Origin of the sequence: Photobacterium japonica (assembly GCF_050337005.1) — a bacterium.
In the GTDB taxonomy this organism is placed as follows: domain Bacteria; phylum Pseudomonadota; class Gammaproteobacteria; order Enterobacterales; family Vibrionaceae; genus Photobacterium; species Photobacterium japonica.
This window is the reverse complement of the sequence record NZ_JAKJSN010000056.1, coordinates 1-15,835: the sequence shown is the minus strand read 5'-3', so window position 1 is coordinate 15,835 and position 15,835 is coordinate 1. Positions and strand designations below refer to the sequence as shown.

Below are 15,835 nucleotides of genomic sequence, written 5' to 3'. Positions count from 1 at the left end.
CCATGATAATGATTTAAGAGCATTATTCATCCTCTACGGGGGTGAGTGGCGTTATAGCGGTGCGAGTGGTCGATATGTCTGTCGAACGGTTTTTCCGCAGAGAGAAGATGCTTTATCCGAGGGGTATCGTTTGCGGGTAATGTTCAATAATGCGATCAGGGTATAGGGCGTATCGTGGGGTATGCGATGCCTTTTGTGCGGTGCCTGGCACAAAAGGCATCGGGAAGGGGATCAGTTCAGGCCAAACCGGTCTTTTAATTCTTTAAGGTAACGGCGACTCACCGGCACTTGATGGTGATTCAGGGTGGTGATTTCTGCTAAGCCGTTTTCCAGCAGTTTGATCTCACGTATGGCGTGCGGATGGATCAAATATTGGCGGTGACAGCGAATGAGCGGCGTTTTCTCTTCCAGCGTTTTCAGGGTTAACTGGGTGGTCGCCTTGCTGGTTTTACTGACCACATGCACCCCCGAGAGATCCGAATAAGCGGTTTCGATGTCGGTCGGACTCAGTAAGATGATCCGGTTATGGCCACTGCACGGGATCAACTCCAGCATATCGCTGACCAGCGGCGCATAGTCGACGGGCTGGCATTCGCGATCCAGCCGTTTCAAGGTTTTCTCTAATCGCATCGGCTCAACCGGCTTGAGCAGGTAATCAAACGCATTGTCTTCAAACGCCTGCAATGCGTAATCATCATACGCGGTCACAAACACTACTTTGGGCATGGTGTCGGGGTCGAGCATACTCAGCAGCTCAATGCCGGTGATCTGTGGCATCTGGATATCGAGGAAAATCGCATCCGGTTTGAGCGTATTGATTTTTTTCAGTGCCTCAATGGCATTACTGCACTCGCCGATCACGTTCACTTTCCCGCTTTCTTGCAGCAGATCCATTAACTCTTCACGGGCGTATCGTTCATCATCAATGACGAGGGCGTTAATCATGCAGCGTGTTCTCCTTGTTGGGGATGGAATAGGATGGGTGCGCAAGCGGCATACAAATCGTCGCGCGCGTCCAGACCTGAGGTTGCGCACTCATGGTCAGGCCGTAGTGTTTGCCAAAGCGGTTTTTGAGCCGCTTATCGACAATCATCATGCCGAGGCCTTTTTCCTGCTTGAGGGACGGGCCAGCATCGGCGTTATCGTCACTGTAATTGCCGGCATTATCCTCTACTTCGAGGATCATTTCGTTGTGACGGATATAGCCATTAATGGTGATTTTACCCTCTTCCAGCAGGGTAGATGTACCGTGTTTAATCGCATTTTCTACCAATGGCTGCAAGGTAAATGTCGGCAACGGGTGATTGAGCAGTTCAGGGCTGACATTCATCACAACACTGAGTCGATCCGAGAAGCGCGCCAGTTCGATTTCTAAGTACGCATTCACATGCTGCAGCTCTTCTTGCAGGGTGACCGTCTCAATATTTTGCTTGAGGTTGCGGCGAAAAAACTGCGACAGGTGCTGGATAAGTTGACGGGCTTTGTCCGGATCGCGGCGGATCACCGCATTAATGGTATTGAGGGCATTGAACAAGAAATGCGGGTTCACCTGTGCTTGCAACAGGCGCAGCTCGGCTTGCGTCAGCAGGTTTTGTTGTTGAATATAACGGCCGGTTAGAATTTGATTCGACAGCAGTTTAGCAATCCCTTCACCCAGGGTGAGGTTCACGGTGGAAAACAGTTTGCGTTTGGGTTCGTACAGTTTGATGGTGCCCAGCACATCGTTGTTACCGCTGACTAAGGGGATCACCAAGGCGGAGCCCAATTTGCATTTTTCATGCAGCGAGCATTGATAGGGCATGTCATAACCGTCGGCGTAGACCAGCTCACAGCCATCAATCGCGCGGCGGGTATAGCCTGATGAGATCTGTGTTCCCGGTAAGTGGTGATCATCCCCGGTGCCGATAAAGGCCAAAATCTTGTCGCGGTCCGTGATGGCAACCGCCCCGACCCCCGTTTCTTCATAGACGATTTGGGCGATTTTCTTGGTGGTGATCTCATCAAAACCCTGACTTAAGATCCCGACCGAACGTTGGGCGATTTTAAGGGCGCGACTGGAAAACGCCGCGGAGTATTTTTCATAGATGGTTTTTCTGTCTTGAATAATACTCATAAAGAGCGCCGCGCCGATCGCGTTGGCAATGACCATCGGCAGCGCGATAGCACTGACTAACTGCAAAGCTTGGCTGAACGGATCGGCGACCAGCAAAATGATCCCCATTTGCACGATTTCCGCCACCAGAGTTACACCCAGCACCACACTCGGTTTGAAAATTTGGTCTACCTGGCCACGGCGCAGGAAATAACTGTGCATTAGGCCACCAATCAAGCCTTCTGCGGTGGTGGAAATGGCACAAGCCACATCGGTAAAGCCGCCCAAGCTATAACGGTGGAGGCCACCCGTGAGGCCCACCGCAAAACCCACCACGGGTCCACCGAGCAGACCGCCCATCACGGCGCCGATAGCACGGGTGTTGGCAATGGCATCTTCAATGTTAAGTCCGAAATACGTGCCTAAAATACAAAAGAGAGAAAACAAAATGTAACAGGCAAAACGCTGGGAAAGGCGCCCCGAGACCGAGGTGATCGGCATGAATAAGGGGGTTTTACTCAGCAGATAGGCCAGCACTAAGTAGACACTTAGTTGTTGCAGTAACGAAAAGATCAGTTCCATTGACGTGAATTCGGCTTAGAGGGAATCGCACTATGGTAACTGGCTTTCTTAATTATCGCCAAAACACATTTGATGTAAAGTTAGATTTACGATTGGTGTTTTTTGTTTACACTGCCTTGCAATGAACGTGACATCCTTGTTATGGTTTTACCCTCAACAGGGAGATCCTGTTCTTCGTTCACGGTTTTGTATTTATTGATTTACAGGGATGCCCATATGCAAAAAGATCAGCTCAATAATGTCCATATCGAAAATGAATCGGTGTTAATCACCCCGCAGCAGTTGCGTGACAAGCTCCCTGTCAGTGATGCGGGCTTGCAGTTTGTCCATCAGTCTCGTCAAACCATTGCAGACATTATCCATAAGCGAGATCACCGGTTATTGGTGGTGTGTGGGCCGTGTTCCATTCACGATATTGAAGCGGCAAAGGACTATGCCGTGAAATTAAAAGCCTTGTCCGAAGAACTGGGTGATCAGTTATACATTGTGATGCGGGTGTACTTTGAGAAGCCACGTACCACGGTGGGCTGGAAAGGGCTGATCAACGACCCACATTTGGATGGCTCATTTGAAGTGGAAGAAGGCCTGCACATTGCCCGCCAACTGTTGATTGATTTGGTCGAAATGGGGATCCCGCTGGCGACAGAAGCGTTGGATCCGATCAGCCCGCAGTACTTGGGTGATTTGTTCAGCTGGGCGGCGATTGGCGCCCGTACCACGGAATCTCAAACGCACCGTGAAATGGCCAGTGGGTTGTCGATGCCGGTAGGGTTTAAAAACGGTACTGACGGCAGCTTAGGTACCGCGATCAATGCGATGCAGGCGGCGGCTTCGGGTCACCGTTTCATGGGGATCAACCGGGATGGACAGGTGGCGTTGCTCAATACTGAAGGTAACCCTGACGGGCATGTCATTTTGCGCGGCGGGAAGCAAACCAATTACGATTCGGTGTCGGTCACGGAATGTGAGAACGAGATGAAAGCAGCAGGTCTTTCCCCATCGCTAATGGTAGACTGTAGCCACGCAAACTCTCGTAAAGATTATCGTCGCCAGCCGCTGGTGGCGGAAGATGTGTTTCATCAAATCAGAGAGGGAAACAAGTCAATCATTGGCTTGATGCTGGAAAGCCATATTCACGAAGGAAGCCAAAGCGCGGATTTACCGTTCTCCGAGATGGATTACGGGGTGTCTATCACAGATGCATGCATTAGCTGGGAAAACACCCAAGCGCTTCTCTCCCATGCTTATCAGGAACTGCGTCCTTTCCTGCAGCAGCGAATGGATTAATCGTTACAGCAAATAGATGACAGAGAGCCCATCAATGGTTGCCGAACTGAGTACATTGCGAGATCAGATTGATGATGTCGATAAACAAATGGTGGCACTGCTAGCGCGCCGTTTGGCGTTAGTGGAAGAGGTGGGTCATGTGAAAAGCCAGCATGGCCTACCCATTTATGCTCCGGATCGTGAGGCTGCCATGTTGGCCTCGCGTCGTCAGGAGGCCGAGCAGCAAGGTGTGCCGCCGGATCTGATTGAAGATATTTTGCGTCGTACGATGCGCGAGTCGTACGCCAGTGAGAATGATTCCGGCTTTAAGTGCCTGAATCCGTCACTGCGTCCGATTGTGGTCGTGGGCGGTTATGGCCAATTGGGTAGCCTTTTCTGCCGTCTGTTTAGCTTGTCGGGCTATGAAGTGCGAAAGCTGGGCAGCCAAGACTGGGATCAGGCGGATGAGATATTGGCGGATGCCGGTATGGTGGTGGTGTCAGTGCCAATCAACCAAACGGAAGCGATCATCGGTCGTCTGAGCAATTTGCCGGAAGATTGTATTTTGGCGGATTTAACCTCTGTAAAAAGCGGCCCACTGCAAGCCATGTTGGCCGTGCATAACGGGCCGGTTGTCGGGTTGCACCCGATGTTTGGACCGGACATTGCGAGCTTGGCGAAACAGGTGGTGGCATATTGTGATGGCCGTAACCCAGAAAGCTACCAGTGGTTATTGGAGCAGTTCCAGATTTGGGGCGCGTCACTGAACCGGATCAGTGCCATTGAGCACGACCAAGGCATGACCTTGATTCAGGCATTGCGTCACTTCACCTCGTTTGCTTATGGGGTGCACTTGGCGGAAGAAGATCCAAAGCTTGAGCAGTTGATGTCTTTGAGCTCCCCAATCTACCGATTGGAGCTGGCCATGGTAGGGCGCTTGTTTGCGCAGGATGCCCAGCTATACGCCGACATTATCATGTCTTCGCCGCAGAACATTGACATGATAAAACGTTTCCATCAGCGCTTTGGTGACGCGATTGAGATGCTGGATAACCAAGACAAAGAGACCTTCAAACAGGCGTTTGGTCGGGTCGAAAATTGGTTTGGGGATTATGCCCAGCATTTTTTAATCGAGAGCCAGGGACTGCTTAGACAGGCGAACGATTCTACTCACCGCGCATGACGTTGATGCATGCAATGCTCACTGGGGTGCGGACACCCCAGTGGCTTTTCATTGAGATACACCTTTCTTCTTCCCTTCCTGCGTTCTTCTTATTTCTACACGCCTCGACGTGACGGCCTCTCCGTGCGCACGGTTAGTTAACCTCGGTTGGGTTAGCGGTGTTTGGATGAACGGTGCTCTCTTTAATGGTGTCCGGTTTAACGCTGCTGTTGTTGGTGGTCGTTTGGTCAATATGCGTCAGCAGAGTCGATACGGTTTTTTCCCAGGTAAAATTGCCCTTTGCCCACTGTTGAGCTTGTGTGCCCATTTGCGGCAGCGCGGGGTCTTGCAGTAATTGAATTATTTTATCCGCCAGATCATGATGATCTTCCAGCTTGGCATGCCGACCGGTGACGCCATCAATCACACTTTCTTTCAATGCCCATTCGCCCGTCACGATGGCAGGAATGCCGTGCATCATGGCTTCTATAGGGGCGATCCCAAACGGCTCATAGCGGGATGGCTGAATATAGACAGCACATTGCTGGAAGAGCGCCTCTAGTGTGTTCAGGTGTTGCGGGTTATCTTTTGACAGTAATCCGTGAAAGCGGATATTCGGGTTGGGGTAGCGCTGTTGGTGTTTCACATCTGGGCCAACAAGATGCAGGATCGCGTCGGGATACTGTTGTTGAACGCGTTCAAACGCCTGAATGGCAATATCGGTGCCTTTGCGCAAAAAGTCACTTTTACCGATAAAGAGGATGTCTTTGCGGGTGTAGTCTTTCCCCTGACTGGTGATGTGTTCAAACGGGGCGATATTGGTGCCCATATCGATATTGACGACACGATCAGGCGGTAACGCATAATGTTCAATGAAGGACTGGCGCAGGTATTCGCTGGTGGTGAAAATCAAATCCATGTCGTGCGCGACTTTTTTCTCGTACTTAATGGCTTCGTCAAACAGGCCTTTTTGTGCCCGCAGTGCTTTGGGGGTGAAGTTGGAGAATTGGCGCTCGGCAATATTGCCATCTTGGTAGCTGAATATGGGGACACGTGAGCCGTAGATCTCCCGCGCATTGAGGTAGGCGCCCAGTTGGACGACCGCACTGTTGCCGGCAGTGATGTGTGACTGGGCGGCAGGGGACGCGTGTTGTTGGGCGTGCTGGTGGGCGAGTTGACGAGCTTGCGCCGTGAGATCATCACGGTAGGCTTTACTCATGTAGAGCTTACGTTTCCACACTTCTTTGTTGTAATGAATACAACCGGCAAAGCGGCGATAGTAATACCAACGGCTCAGTTCAGGGCCAAAAGCACACTCTAAGCGTTGCTGTCTTTGCAGTTCATGGAAAAAAGAGGCGGAGCTGCCAGACCAGGATGAAGGGTGATAGGGGTCGGATCCCATGAGTCCACCTGTGAGTATGCCGATGATGTTTCCCTGACTCATACCTTACTCTCCTTCGTCACTTTGTGATCTTAGGGTAGTAGAGATGCGTTGAAATACAATGGCTCAGCGGCTCGCAATACCCCCGTCAAGCCAGTGGCTGAACGGGGGAAGGGGGACGAAAAAGGATATAAAAAAGGCGGCGGATTAGATCTCAACGTCGGTCGGTTTGACGTTCTCGCTCGGGTAGCACCCCAGCACTTTGATAAAGCGCGTCAGTTGGGTCAATTCCTCTAGTGCCACTTCCATTACGTTGGATTTCAGGTTTTCTTCCACGTCGACATAAAACATCTCTTCCCACGGGTTGCCGATCACCGGGCGAGATTCCAGCTTGGTCATATTGATGCCGAGGTTACGCAAGACCAGTAGACACTCGACCAAGGAGCCCGCTTTTTGGGCGGTAGACATGATCAGGGTCGTTTTGGCCGGTATCAGTGACGTCACATTGACGGGCTTCCGGGCCACCACAATAAAGCGGGTATGGTTTTCTTGTTGGTTGGCAATGTTTCCTTTCAGGGCGGTCAGACCATAAAGCTCACCGCTGGAGGCATTACCGATGGCAGCCACGTTGGGCTGTTGTAGCTCAGCCACGGTTTGCATGGCTTCTGCGGTGCTGGAGCAGTATTCCTGCTTAATGTTCCCCATCGCATGTAAGAACTCGCTGCATTGTTGGTGCGGCTGTGGGTGAGAATATAAGGTGTCGATATCGGTCAGTTGAGTCTCGACGGCAGTCAGCAAGCAGTGTTCAATGGGCTGGGTGATTTCCCCGACAATCGACAGGCTAGTGTGCTGCAACAAGTCATACACTTCATTGATTGATCCCGAGCTGGTGTTTTCAATCGGCAGCACCCCGTAATCGGCATGGCCGTTTTCGACCACATGCAGTACCTCACGGAATGTGGAGCAACTGAGCTCAACCAAGGTGGTTTGTTTTTTACTGAAGTAATGGCGACTGGCCAGATGGGAGTATGACCCTTTGGCACCAAGGAAGGAAACGCGTGCGGTGGGTTGCAGGCTGTCAGGGTTGGTGAGTTTTTGCAGGTACGCTTGTTGGTATAAGACCGAATCTTCAATGATGGTATGGAAGATCTGGGTCACATACTGCGCATCGAGCTGCTCGGTGTTACCTCGCTCAATTAACCGCAATAACAAGGCGTGTTCGCGTTCTTGATCGCGCACCGGTTTCGCGGTTTGAATTTTACTTTTGGCCACGGCCAAGCTCAGTTGGCGGCGTTCGGCGAGCAGTTTGAGGATCTCATTATCAATGCGAGTCACATTTTCCCGAATGTCATCCAGTGAATAGTGCGGTGTTGTCATTGTTGCTCCCTGTCTGTCTCTGTGTGCTACCCACAAAAAAGCCTCCGCGTTGGGGAGGCTCTCTGTTCGTCTTTCGCTTCATTCTGACGTAACGATGAGCCCCCGATTACGGTGACATAAAAAAGAAGCGAAAGAAAAACAGCGGATGTGGATACATGTTGATGGCATTGTCTATTTTGTGTGAGATATGGCTCAACATTATGCAGCTGGTGGAATGTTGTCAAGCTGAAACTAAACAGCCCCGCAGTGCGGGGCTGTTAGGGGAGCGGGTGGCTCCCCGAGAAATCCTCTTGTCGTGATTATGCTTCGGCTTCTTCCGCTGCGTCGATCTCTTCTTCTTCGACGCCTGGCTTATCACTGTGACTGGCGCGACGCGCCGTCGGTTTGTGAGCTTGTTTGTTAAGTTGACGTTCCAATTTTTGGTACACTTCAGTAATGGCGCCGTACATATCATCATGTTCTGCTGAGGCGACAAGCTGACCTCCTGGAATAGCAGCAGAAATCTCTACTTTGAATTGGCGGTTCGGCTCAGTGCTGATGACGGCATGCTTGCTGATAAAGGGTACTTGGAATCTCTCCAACTTCTTGAATTTAAACTCAATGCGCTCACGGATAGCAGGGGTGATATCTAGGTTTTTACCAGTGATGTTTAATGTCATAATTATCTTTCCTCTTTTGCTACCCCTTGTTGGGTTAACTTCAGATTACTAAAATCAGCGAACAATAATGTGATCTGCATCACGCTTGGGCGTTTAAGTTATCAGCACAAAAAAATCTGTGATCGTGATTTGTTTGTTGCAAAAAAGTTTGACGAAAGTACTTGTCGAGATGGAATGAATTGGGGCAGTATGGGGGTATATCAAACGCTGGTGGCTGGTGCTATTCAGGGGATTTATTCGATTTATAACAAGAGGTTGAGTTATTTTTGACCACTTGGGCGAAGCCTCAAAACGCCGTGGTGTGACCCGTTCACCGAGCGTTATCTGCCCGACCAGAAAAAAGAACACAAAAAAACAGCAGCCCAAGGGCTGCTGTTTTTGTTTCTGTTCACCGCGGCGCTTACTGTGGGTTCAATGCCATCAGCTTACGGGTGTTTTCAAGCGGTGTGTCCAGCCCCAGTTTTTCATAGGCAATTGCCATCATTGCCAGAGACTCACGTGCCGCTTGTGTGTCAGCGTATTCATTTTGGATCAACTGTGCACGGTTGATTGCGGCAACCCAAGCACCACGGCGGATATAGAAATCCGTGGTGGCGAGTTCATAGTCGGCCAGACGGTTTTTCAAAAAGACCATACGGGCTTGCGCATCGGCGGTGTAACGGCTGCTTGGGTAACGCTCTAGCAGGCGTTTAAAGTCATGAAAGGCTTTTCGCGCAGGTTCAGGATCGCGATCGTGGCGATCAATATTGAACAAGTCATGCATAAAGCTGCGATCTTGTGCCATGCGGGTCAGACCACGCATATACAGCACCCAATCCGCTTTTTCATGGGCCGGATTTAAACGGTTAAAGCGATCAATGGTCGCTTCGCCCAGTGCCAGATCATCATTTTTGTAATAGGCATAAATGAGATCAAGCTGGACCTGTTCTGAATATGCCCCGAACGGGTAGCGTGAATCGAGCGTTTCAAGACGTTCGATAGCGGTCGTCCAGCTGCCGTTTTGCAAGGCTTGTTGGGCGGTCGCGTAAAGTTCCGAAGGTGGCACATCCGGCACCACTTCTTCCGTGGTTGAACAACCTGAAAGGAGAGTTACGGCAAGAAGAGCTGTGAGGGTCAGGCGTTTCATTGTGGCGTCTGCTTCCTTGATAAAAATTTTATTTCTGTGGATCCATTACGGTTAGCCCCGTTAACAGATACAATGACACTATTAGGTTATTTTACGCAGCGTTTGACGTTTAGTCCCACGCTTTTTAAAAAAGTTCGGTATGGCACAGCAGATAGAGTTAACAAATACAGTAAAAGATAGCCAGTTAGGCTTGCGCCTTGATCAGGTTGTCGCTGAATTATTCCCAGATTACTCTCGCTCTCGGATTAAAGAGTGGATCCTTAACGGTATGGTTGCAGTAGACGGAAACGTGATAACCAAACCTCGAATCAAAATGATGGGTGGCGAAGAGCTACTGATCAATGCTGAAATTGAAGACGAAGAACGTTGGGAAGCGCAAGACATCCCATTGGATATCGTCTACGAAGATGAGCACATCTTGGTGATCAACAAACCGCGTGATTTTGTTGTCCACCCAGGTGCCGGTACACCAGATGGTACGGTGCTCAATGCGCTGTTGTTCCATTGCCCAGAGCTGGCGGAAGTGCCGCGTGCGGGTATTGTGCACCGTCTTGATAAAGACACCACCGGTTTGATGGTGGTGGCGAAGACGATTCAAGCGCAGACGCGTCTGGTGCGTGCATTGCAAAAACGTAAGATCACCCGTGAATACGAAGCGATTGCAATCGGTAAGATGACCGGCGGTGGTACGGTAGAAAAGCCGATTGGCCGTCACTCGACCAAACGTACTTGCATGGCCGTGAATGAAATGGGTAAAGATGCGATCACGCACTACCGTGTGTCTGAGCATTTCCGTGAGCATACGCGTATCGTGCTACGCCTTGAAACAGGCCGTACCCACCAGATCCGTGTACACATGGCGTACTTGAACCACCCGCTATTGGGTGATGCTACGTACGGTGGCCGTCCTCGTCCGCCACGCGATGCGGCTGATGAGTTGATCCACGCGCTACGTGCGTTTGATCGCCAAGCCTTGCACGCACGTATGCTGCGTCTTTCGCACCCAATCACGGGTGAGTTGATGGAATGGCGCGCGGCGTTGCCTGTCGACATGGTGGTGATGATGAACATCCTGCGTGAAGACAAAGAAGCGCACAGCGAGGATGACTACTAATATGCTGATCGTGCCCAACTGGCCTGCGCCTGCCTCGGTGAAAGCTGTAACGACCACGCGTGAGGGCGGCTGCAGTGCTGCCCCTTATCAAGGGTTTAATCTGGGTATGCACGTTGGGGACGATATCAATGCGGTCACGGATAACCGGGCTACATTGCAGCAAGTATTATCCCTTACCACACCACCGGTGTGGCTAAACCAAATCCACGGCACCACAGTGCTGACCTTGCCGCATGCCCTTGAAGGTGTGCCCGATGCGGATGGCAGTTATACGCAGGTGCCGGGCATGGCCTGCACCATCATGACGGCTGACTGTCTGCCAGTGTTGTTATGTAACAAAGCGGGCACGGAAGTGGCTGCGGTACATGCGGGCTGGCGTGGTTTGGCAGATGGGATCATTGAAACGGCGGTAGCGGCCTTTTCCGCTGCGCCTGATGAAATCATGGCGTGGTTGGGGCCGGCCATTGGCCCGACGGCGTTTGAAGTCGGCGGTGAAGTGCGCGCGCAATTTATCACGCAAGATCCCCAAGCGGCACAGTCATTTGTGGTGTCGGGGGACGGGTCGGAAGATAAATGGCTAGCGGATTTGTATCAGCTGGCTACGCAGCGTTTGCACTCTGTCGGTGTGTCCGCCGTGTATGGGGGAGAGTACTGCACGTACCACTCTCCCGCACAGTTTTATTCCTATCGCCGCGACGGTGTGACGGGGCGTCAAGCCAGTTTAATTTGGATAGACGCACCGTAAGTAAGCACTGAGCGCTTTCGTTTTTGTGACTCTGTGTGACAGAGAGGCGTTAGTGACATTGGCTAATATCGATTGAGATATGATGCTTACTATTAACAAGCTGGGTCGTTGCCTCAAAACCGCCTTTATATTGGCTACTGAGTGTGATCATCAGCTTGTTACTTTCCTCTGATTCCTTATACATCGAGACGTTTGATTGGATCGATGAAATCGATTCAAACGCAGAGTTCGACATGACATTGCGTAAGTAATCCACCTTCTGCTTCACGATTTGGCCAGCATTGGCACCTTCCGCAAACGCTTCGACATACACCAAATGCACTTGTGCATTCGCATCATCATCACAAGCGGCCCAGCTGTTGAGTGAGACTAGCCCACAACCGACCAAGACGATTGCACGTAAACCATTCATTCCTTTCATGGTGCGTTTCCCTTTTCGTATGGTGATGGCGGTTATCTTCCGTCGTCAAGGGATCCTGTCTATGCCAATGTGTCATCCATGCTTGTGTGATGCGATCGGTATCACTGTCTGTCTTCTCTCGACTGAATACGTACGTCAGACACAATGATCGCGTCGTGTGTCACGTGCTTAATTGAGTACGGTGATATTAATCGGGTTGGCGGGTGACAGTTCCACAACGTATGCGCCATATGGCACGTTATACAGGCGGTAGCCATTAGCATCTGCGCGGTAGAAACGTTGGTTCGCCGTATCTTGCAGCAATACGATCCCGTTGTAGCTCACGGTGCGTAGCATCGCTTGTTGAATCACGATGACATTGTTTGGGCTGGTGTGATTGTGGCGATCATCGATGCGCGCTTCTGTGCGGTGATCGATACGTGCTTCTTGACGGGCTTCCTGACGTCGTTCTTGGATATCGCGCTGCGCCAAAGCAGTAGCGGGCATGATGAGTAGGGCAAGAGTCATGATTCGGGTGATCTGGCGTTGCTTTGTCATAATGGTGATCCTTGATAAAGAATGGCGTACGTTTAAATGGTACGCCATGCGGATTACGCCTGTCAATGCACGAACTATAATCAAATCGATTGACTTGTCGGCGAGGGTTTTACGCCGTTAAATATCGGGAAAAAGCATATGAGCGAAGAATCTGTAGTGACAGAGCATTGAAAAGCGAGAAGGTGATCACCATATCTATCGATAGAATAGAGAGGAGGACGTATGCGTCTTGACCGTTTTACGAGCAAATTTCAAATGGCGATCTCTGATGCGCAATCGCTGGCATTAGGGCGTGATCATCAGTATATCGAACCGGCTCACCTGATGGTGGCCTTGTTGAACCAAGATGGCAGTACGATTCGACCGTTACTGACCTTATTGGATGTTGACATGGCGTCGCTGCGATCGGGACTTGCTGAATTGCTGGATCGTTTGCCTAAGGTGAGCGGTATTGGCGGTGATGTACAACTGTCTCATGGTATGGGCATGTTGCTGAACATGTGCGATAAGCTGGCACAGAAACGCAACGATAAGTTCATCTCCTCTGAGCTATTTATTCTTGCCGCCGTCGATGACAAAGGCCCGCTGGGTCAATTGTTGAAAGCCAAAGGGATGACAGCGGATAAAATCGAAAAAGCGATTGAGAAAGTGCGTGGCGGCCAGAAGGTCGATGATCCTAATGCTGAGCAAAACCGTCAGGCGCTGGAAAAATTCACGATTGATCTGACCGAACGTGCTGAGCAAGGCAAGTTGGATCCGGTGATCGGCCGTGATGATGAAATTCGCCGTACTATTCAGGTGCTGCAACGCCGAACTAAAAATAACCCGGTGATCATTGGTGAGCCAGGGGTCGGTAAAACCGCCATCGTTGAAGGGTTGGCCCAGCGTATCGTTAATGGTGAAGTACCGGAAGGCCTTCGCCATAAGCGCGTGCTGTCACTGGACATGGGGTCATTGATTGCCGGGGCAAAGTACCGCGGTGAATTTGAAGAGCGTTTGAAATCCGTTTTGAACGAGCTGTCACAAGAAGAGGGGAGTGTGATCCTCTTTATTGATGAACTGCATACTATGGTGGGCGCCGGTAAAGGCGAGGGCGCAATGGATGCAGGTAACATGCTCAAACCGGCTCTTGCCCGTGGTGAACTACACTGTGTCGGTGCAACTACGCTGGATGAGTATCGCCAATACATTGAAAAAGACGCGGCACTTGAGCGTCGTTTCCAGAAAGTGCTGGTGGATGAGCCAACAGTAGAAGATACCGTGGCGATTTTACGTGGTCTTAAAGAGCGCTACGAGTTGCACCATCATGTGGAAATTACCGATCCAGCGATTGTGGCGGCCGCGAGTCTGTCACACCGCTATATCTCAGATCGTCAGCTGCCCGATAAAGCGATTGATTTGATCGATGAAGCGGCATCCAGCATCCGTATGCAGATTGACTCTAAGCCAGAGTCTTTGGACCGTCTTGAGCGCCGTATCATTCAGCTGAAAATTGAGCAACAAGCGTTGGTAAAAGAAAGCGATGATGCCAGCCTGAAACGTTTGGCGGATCTGCGTGTGGATTTGGACGCGAAAGAGCGTGAGTACGCAGAGCTAGAAGAAGTGTGGAATGCAGAAAAAGCGGCCTTGTCAGGGACGCAGCATATCAAAACCGAACTAGAACAAGCGCGCACAGACATGGAAATCGCCCGTCGTGCAGGGGATTTGAACCGTATGTCTGAATTGCAGTATGGCCGCATTCCGGAACTCGAAAAGCAATTGGATTTGGCGGCGCAAGCTGAGATGCAAGAAATGAGCTTGTTGAAAAACAAGGTCACGGATGCAGAAATCGCCGAAGTGTTGTCGCGCCAAACCGGGATTCCAGTCGCTAAAATGCTGGAAGGGGAGCGTGATAAGTTACTGCAAATGGAAGCGGGCTTGCATCAGCGCGTGATTGGGCAAAATGAAGCGGTAGAAGCGGTCTCTAATGCAATCCGCCGTAGCCGTGCGGGCTTAGCGGATCCTAACCGTCCGATTGGCTCCTTCCTTTTCCTTGGCCCAACCGGTGTAGGGAAAACCGAATTGTGTAAAGCCTTGGCGAACTTTATGTTCGACAGTGATGATGCCATGGTACGGATTGATATGTCCGAGTTCATGGAGAAACACTCGGTCGCCCGTTTGGTGGGGGCACCTCCTGGCTATGTGGGTTATGAAGAGGGGGGCTATCTAACCGAAGCGGTACGTCGTCGTCCTTATTCGGTGATCCTGCTGGATGAAGTGGAAAAAGCCCATCCGGATGTCTTCAATATTTTGCTTCAGGTGTTGGATGATGGCCGCTTAACCGATGGCCAAGGTCGCACGGTTGATTTCCGTAACAGCGTTGTGATCATGACATCGAACTTAGGGTCAGACAAAATCCAAGAGCATTTTGGTGATCTCAATTATGCGGGCATCAAACAGATGGTGATGGAAGCGGTCGGACAGCATTTCCGCCCCGAGTTCATTAACCGTGTGGATGAGACCGTCGTCTTCCATCCATTGGGGGCGGAAAACATCAAAAATATTGCGTCGATTCAAATCGCACGTTTGGTGAAACGCCTCAGTGAGCGGGATTACACGCTGTCACTGGATGACAGTGCGTTGGATTTGATTGCCGAAGCGGGTTTTGATCCTGTCTACGGTGCGCGCCCACTGAAGCGTGCTATTCAGCAATATATAGAGAACCCACTGGCGCAAGATATCTTGTCCGGCAAAATCACAACGGGTAAGCCGATCACCGTGGTGGCAGAAGACGGCCAAATTGTCGCGCGTCATTAATCGATGCCGCTATCGTTAATTAACACACCGCCTTCGGGCGGTGTGTTGCTTTTTGAAGAAGAGAATGAAAGGCGAGACCCTTACTGAGGATTGAACTGACGACTGACGTTTTTTGTTATGTTCAACAATAGCCGCACGATGATGGAAAGTGTTTCTGGTTGCGCTCTGAGCGAATTTAAGTGTTTTTGTTTGTTTATTGCTCGGTTGGTTTGTTTTTGTTGTTTTTCTTGTTTTTAGGGGTTGCGCCGTTGATGAATCTCCTTATAATGCCGCCTCACTGACACGGAGAACGGCAACTTAAGTCGCTARCCCGTCAGTATTGTTCTTTAACAATTTGACCATGCAATCTGTGTGGGCACTCGTGAAATGATAGTCAACAAAAGAATTATCAATGATACTGAGTGACCAATACAAATGATAAGTTTACTTATGATTTGGCACAGTCAATTCGTTCGTTACTTCGGTAATGAACAAAAACAGTTTTTCATTGAGTCGCTATTTATAGCAGCAAACACTTTTAATTGAAGAGTTTGATCATGGCTCAGATTGAACGCTGGCGGCAGGCCTAACACATGCA

Annotated in this window: 13 protein-coding genes and 1 other annotated feature; of the genes, 5 read left to right on the top strand and 8 right to left on the bottom strand. The window is 50.5% G+C overall.

The genetic code is table 11. The features are described from left to right. Window positions 1-231 precede the first annotated feature (231 nt). Both btsR and L4C36_RS18980 read right to left on the bottom strand, forming a co-directional pair. The gene (btsR, locus tag L4C36_RS18985; protein WP_428479374.1) at window positions 232-945 is read right to left on the bottom strand and encodes a two-component system response regulator BtsR; all 714 of its coding nucleotides are present in this window, start codon (window positions 943-945) and stop codon (window positions 232-234) included. Continuing rightward, the gene (locus L4C36_RS18980) at window positions 938-2,674 is read right to left on the bottom strand and encodes a LytS/YhcK type 5TM receptor domain-containing protein (protein WP_428479373.1); all 1,737 of its coding nucleotides are present in this window, start codon (window positions 2,672-2,674) and stop codon (window positions 938-940) included. The genes btsR and L4C36_RS18980 overlap by 8 nt, the downstream gene beginning before the upstream one ends. 216 nt (window positions 2,675-2,890) lie before the next feature. Here L4C36_RS18980 and L4C36_RS18975 point away from each other — a divergent pair, with 216 nt between their 5' ends. Further along, window positions 2,891-3,961: a 3-deoxy-7-phosphoheptulonate synthase gene (locus L4C36_RS18975; RefSeq protein WP_428479372.1), complete on the top strand. Its 1,071-nt coding sequence runs from the start codon at window positions 2,891-2,893 to the stop codon at window positions 3,959-3,961. Between the two features lie 34 nt (window positions 3,962-3,995). Beyond that, entirely contained in the window at window positions 3,996-5,123 is a 1,128-nt protein-coding gene (gene tyrA / locus L4C36_RS18970) for a bifunctional chorismate mutase/prephenate dehydrogenase (RefSeq protein ID WP_428479371.1), read from the top strand. A gap of 133 nt (window positions 5,124-5,256) precedes the next feature. Here tyrA and L4C36_RS18965 read toward each other — a convergent pair whose 3' ends face one another. The 4 genes from L4C36_RS18965 to bamD all read right to left on the bottom strand — a co-directional run bounded on the left by L4C36_RS18965 (window position 5,257) and on the right by bamD (window position 9,645). Next, complete coding sequence (locus L4C36_RS18965; protein ID WP_428479370.1) at window positions 5,257-6,546, bottom strand: glycosyltransferase family 4 protein; 1,290 nt, start codon at window positions 6,544-6,546, stop codon at window positions 5,257-5,259. 144 nt (window positions 6,547-6,690) lie between these two features. After that, window positions 6,691-7,860 carry a prephenate dehydratase gene (gene pheA / locus L4C36_RS18960; RefSeq protein ID WP_428479369.1) on the bottom strand — a complete coding sequence of 390 codons (1,170 nt, stop codon included), beginning with the start codon at window positions 7,858-7,860 and terminating at the stop codon, window positions 6,691-6,693. Window positions 7,861-7,892: 32 nt separating this feature from the next. After that, window positions 7,893-8,015 (bottom strand) — a sequence feature (Phe leader region). A gap of 144 nt (window positions 8,016-8,159) precedes the next feature. Then, on the bottom strand, window positions 8,160-8,519 hold the full coding sequence (gene hpf / locus L4C36_RS18955) for a ribosome hibernation-promoting factor, HPF/YfiA family (RefSeq protein WP_428479368.1): 360 nt from the start codon (window positions 8,517-8,519) through the stop codon (window positions 8,160-8,162). A 400-nt stretch (window positions 8,520-8,919) separates the two neighbouring features. After that, window positions 8,920-9,645, bottom strand: a complete 726-nt coding sequence (gene bamD / locus L4C36_RS18950) for an outer membrane protein assembly factor BamD (RefSeq protein ID WP_428479367.1) — start codon at window positions 9,643-9,645, stop codon at window positions 8,920-8,922. A gap of 139 nt (window positions 9,646-9,784) precedes the next feature. Between bamD and rluD the strand changes: the two genes are divergently transcribed. Both rluD and pgeF read left to right on the top strand, forming a co-directional pair. After that, complete coding sequence (rluD, locus tag L4C36_RS18945; protein WP_428479366.1) at window positions 9,785-10,759, top strand: 23S rRNA pseudouridine(1911/1915/1917) synthase RluD; 975 nt, start codon at window positions 9,785-9,787, stop codon at window positions 10,757-10,759. Further along, complete coding sequence (pgeF, locus tag L4C36_RS18940) at window positions 10,749-11,504, top strand: peptidoglycan editing factor PgeF (RefSeq protein ID WP_428479365.1); 756 nt, start codon at window positions 10,749-10,751, stop codon at window positions 11,502-11,504. Before rluD ends, pgeF begins: the two co-directional genes overlap by 11 nt. 49 nt (window positions 11,505-11,553) lie before the next feature. On the opposite strand, the gene L4C36_RS18935 is transcribed toward pgeF, so the two are convergent. Both L4C36_RS18935 and L4C36_RS18930 read right to left on the bottom strand, forming a co-directional pair. Then, the gene (locus L4C36_RS18935) at window positions 11,554-11,925 is read right to left on the bottom strand and encodes a hypothetical protein (protein WP_428479364.1); all 372 of its coding nucleotides are present in this window, start codon (window positions 11,923-11,925) and stop codon (window positions 11,554-11,556) included. A gap of 168 nt (window positions 11,926-12,093) precedes the next feature. Then, window positions 12,094-12,462, bottom strand: a complete 369-nt coding sequence (locus L4C36_RS18930; RefSeq protein WP_428479363.1) for a hypothetical protein — start codon at window positions 12,460-12,462, stop codon at window positions 12,094-12,096. 222 nt (window positions 12,463-12,684) lie between these two features. On the opposite strand from L4C36_RS18930, the gene clpB reads away from it, so the two are divergent. Next, window positions 12,685-15,258, top strand: a complete 2,574-nt coding sequence (gene clpB / locus L4C36_RS18925) for an ATP-dependent chaperone ClpB (protein WP_428479362.1) — start codon at window positions 12,685-12,687, stop codon at window positions 15,256-15,258. The last annotated feature ends 577 nt before the right edge of the window (window positions 15,259-15,835 follow it).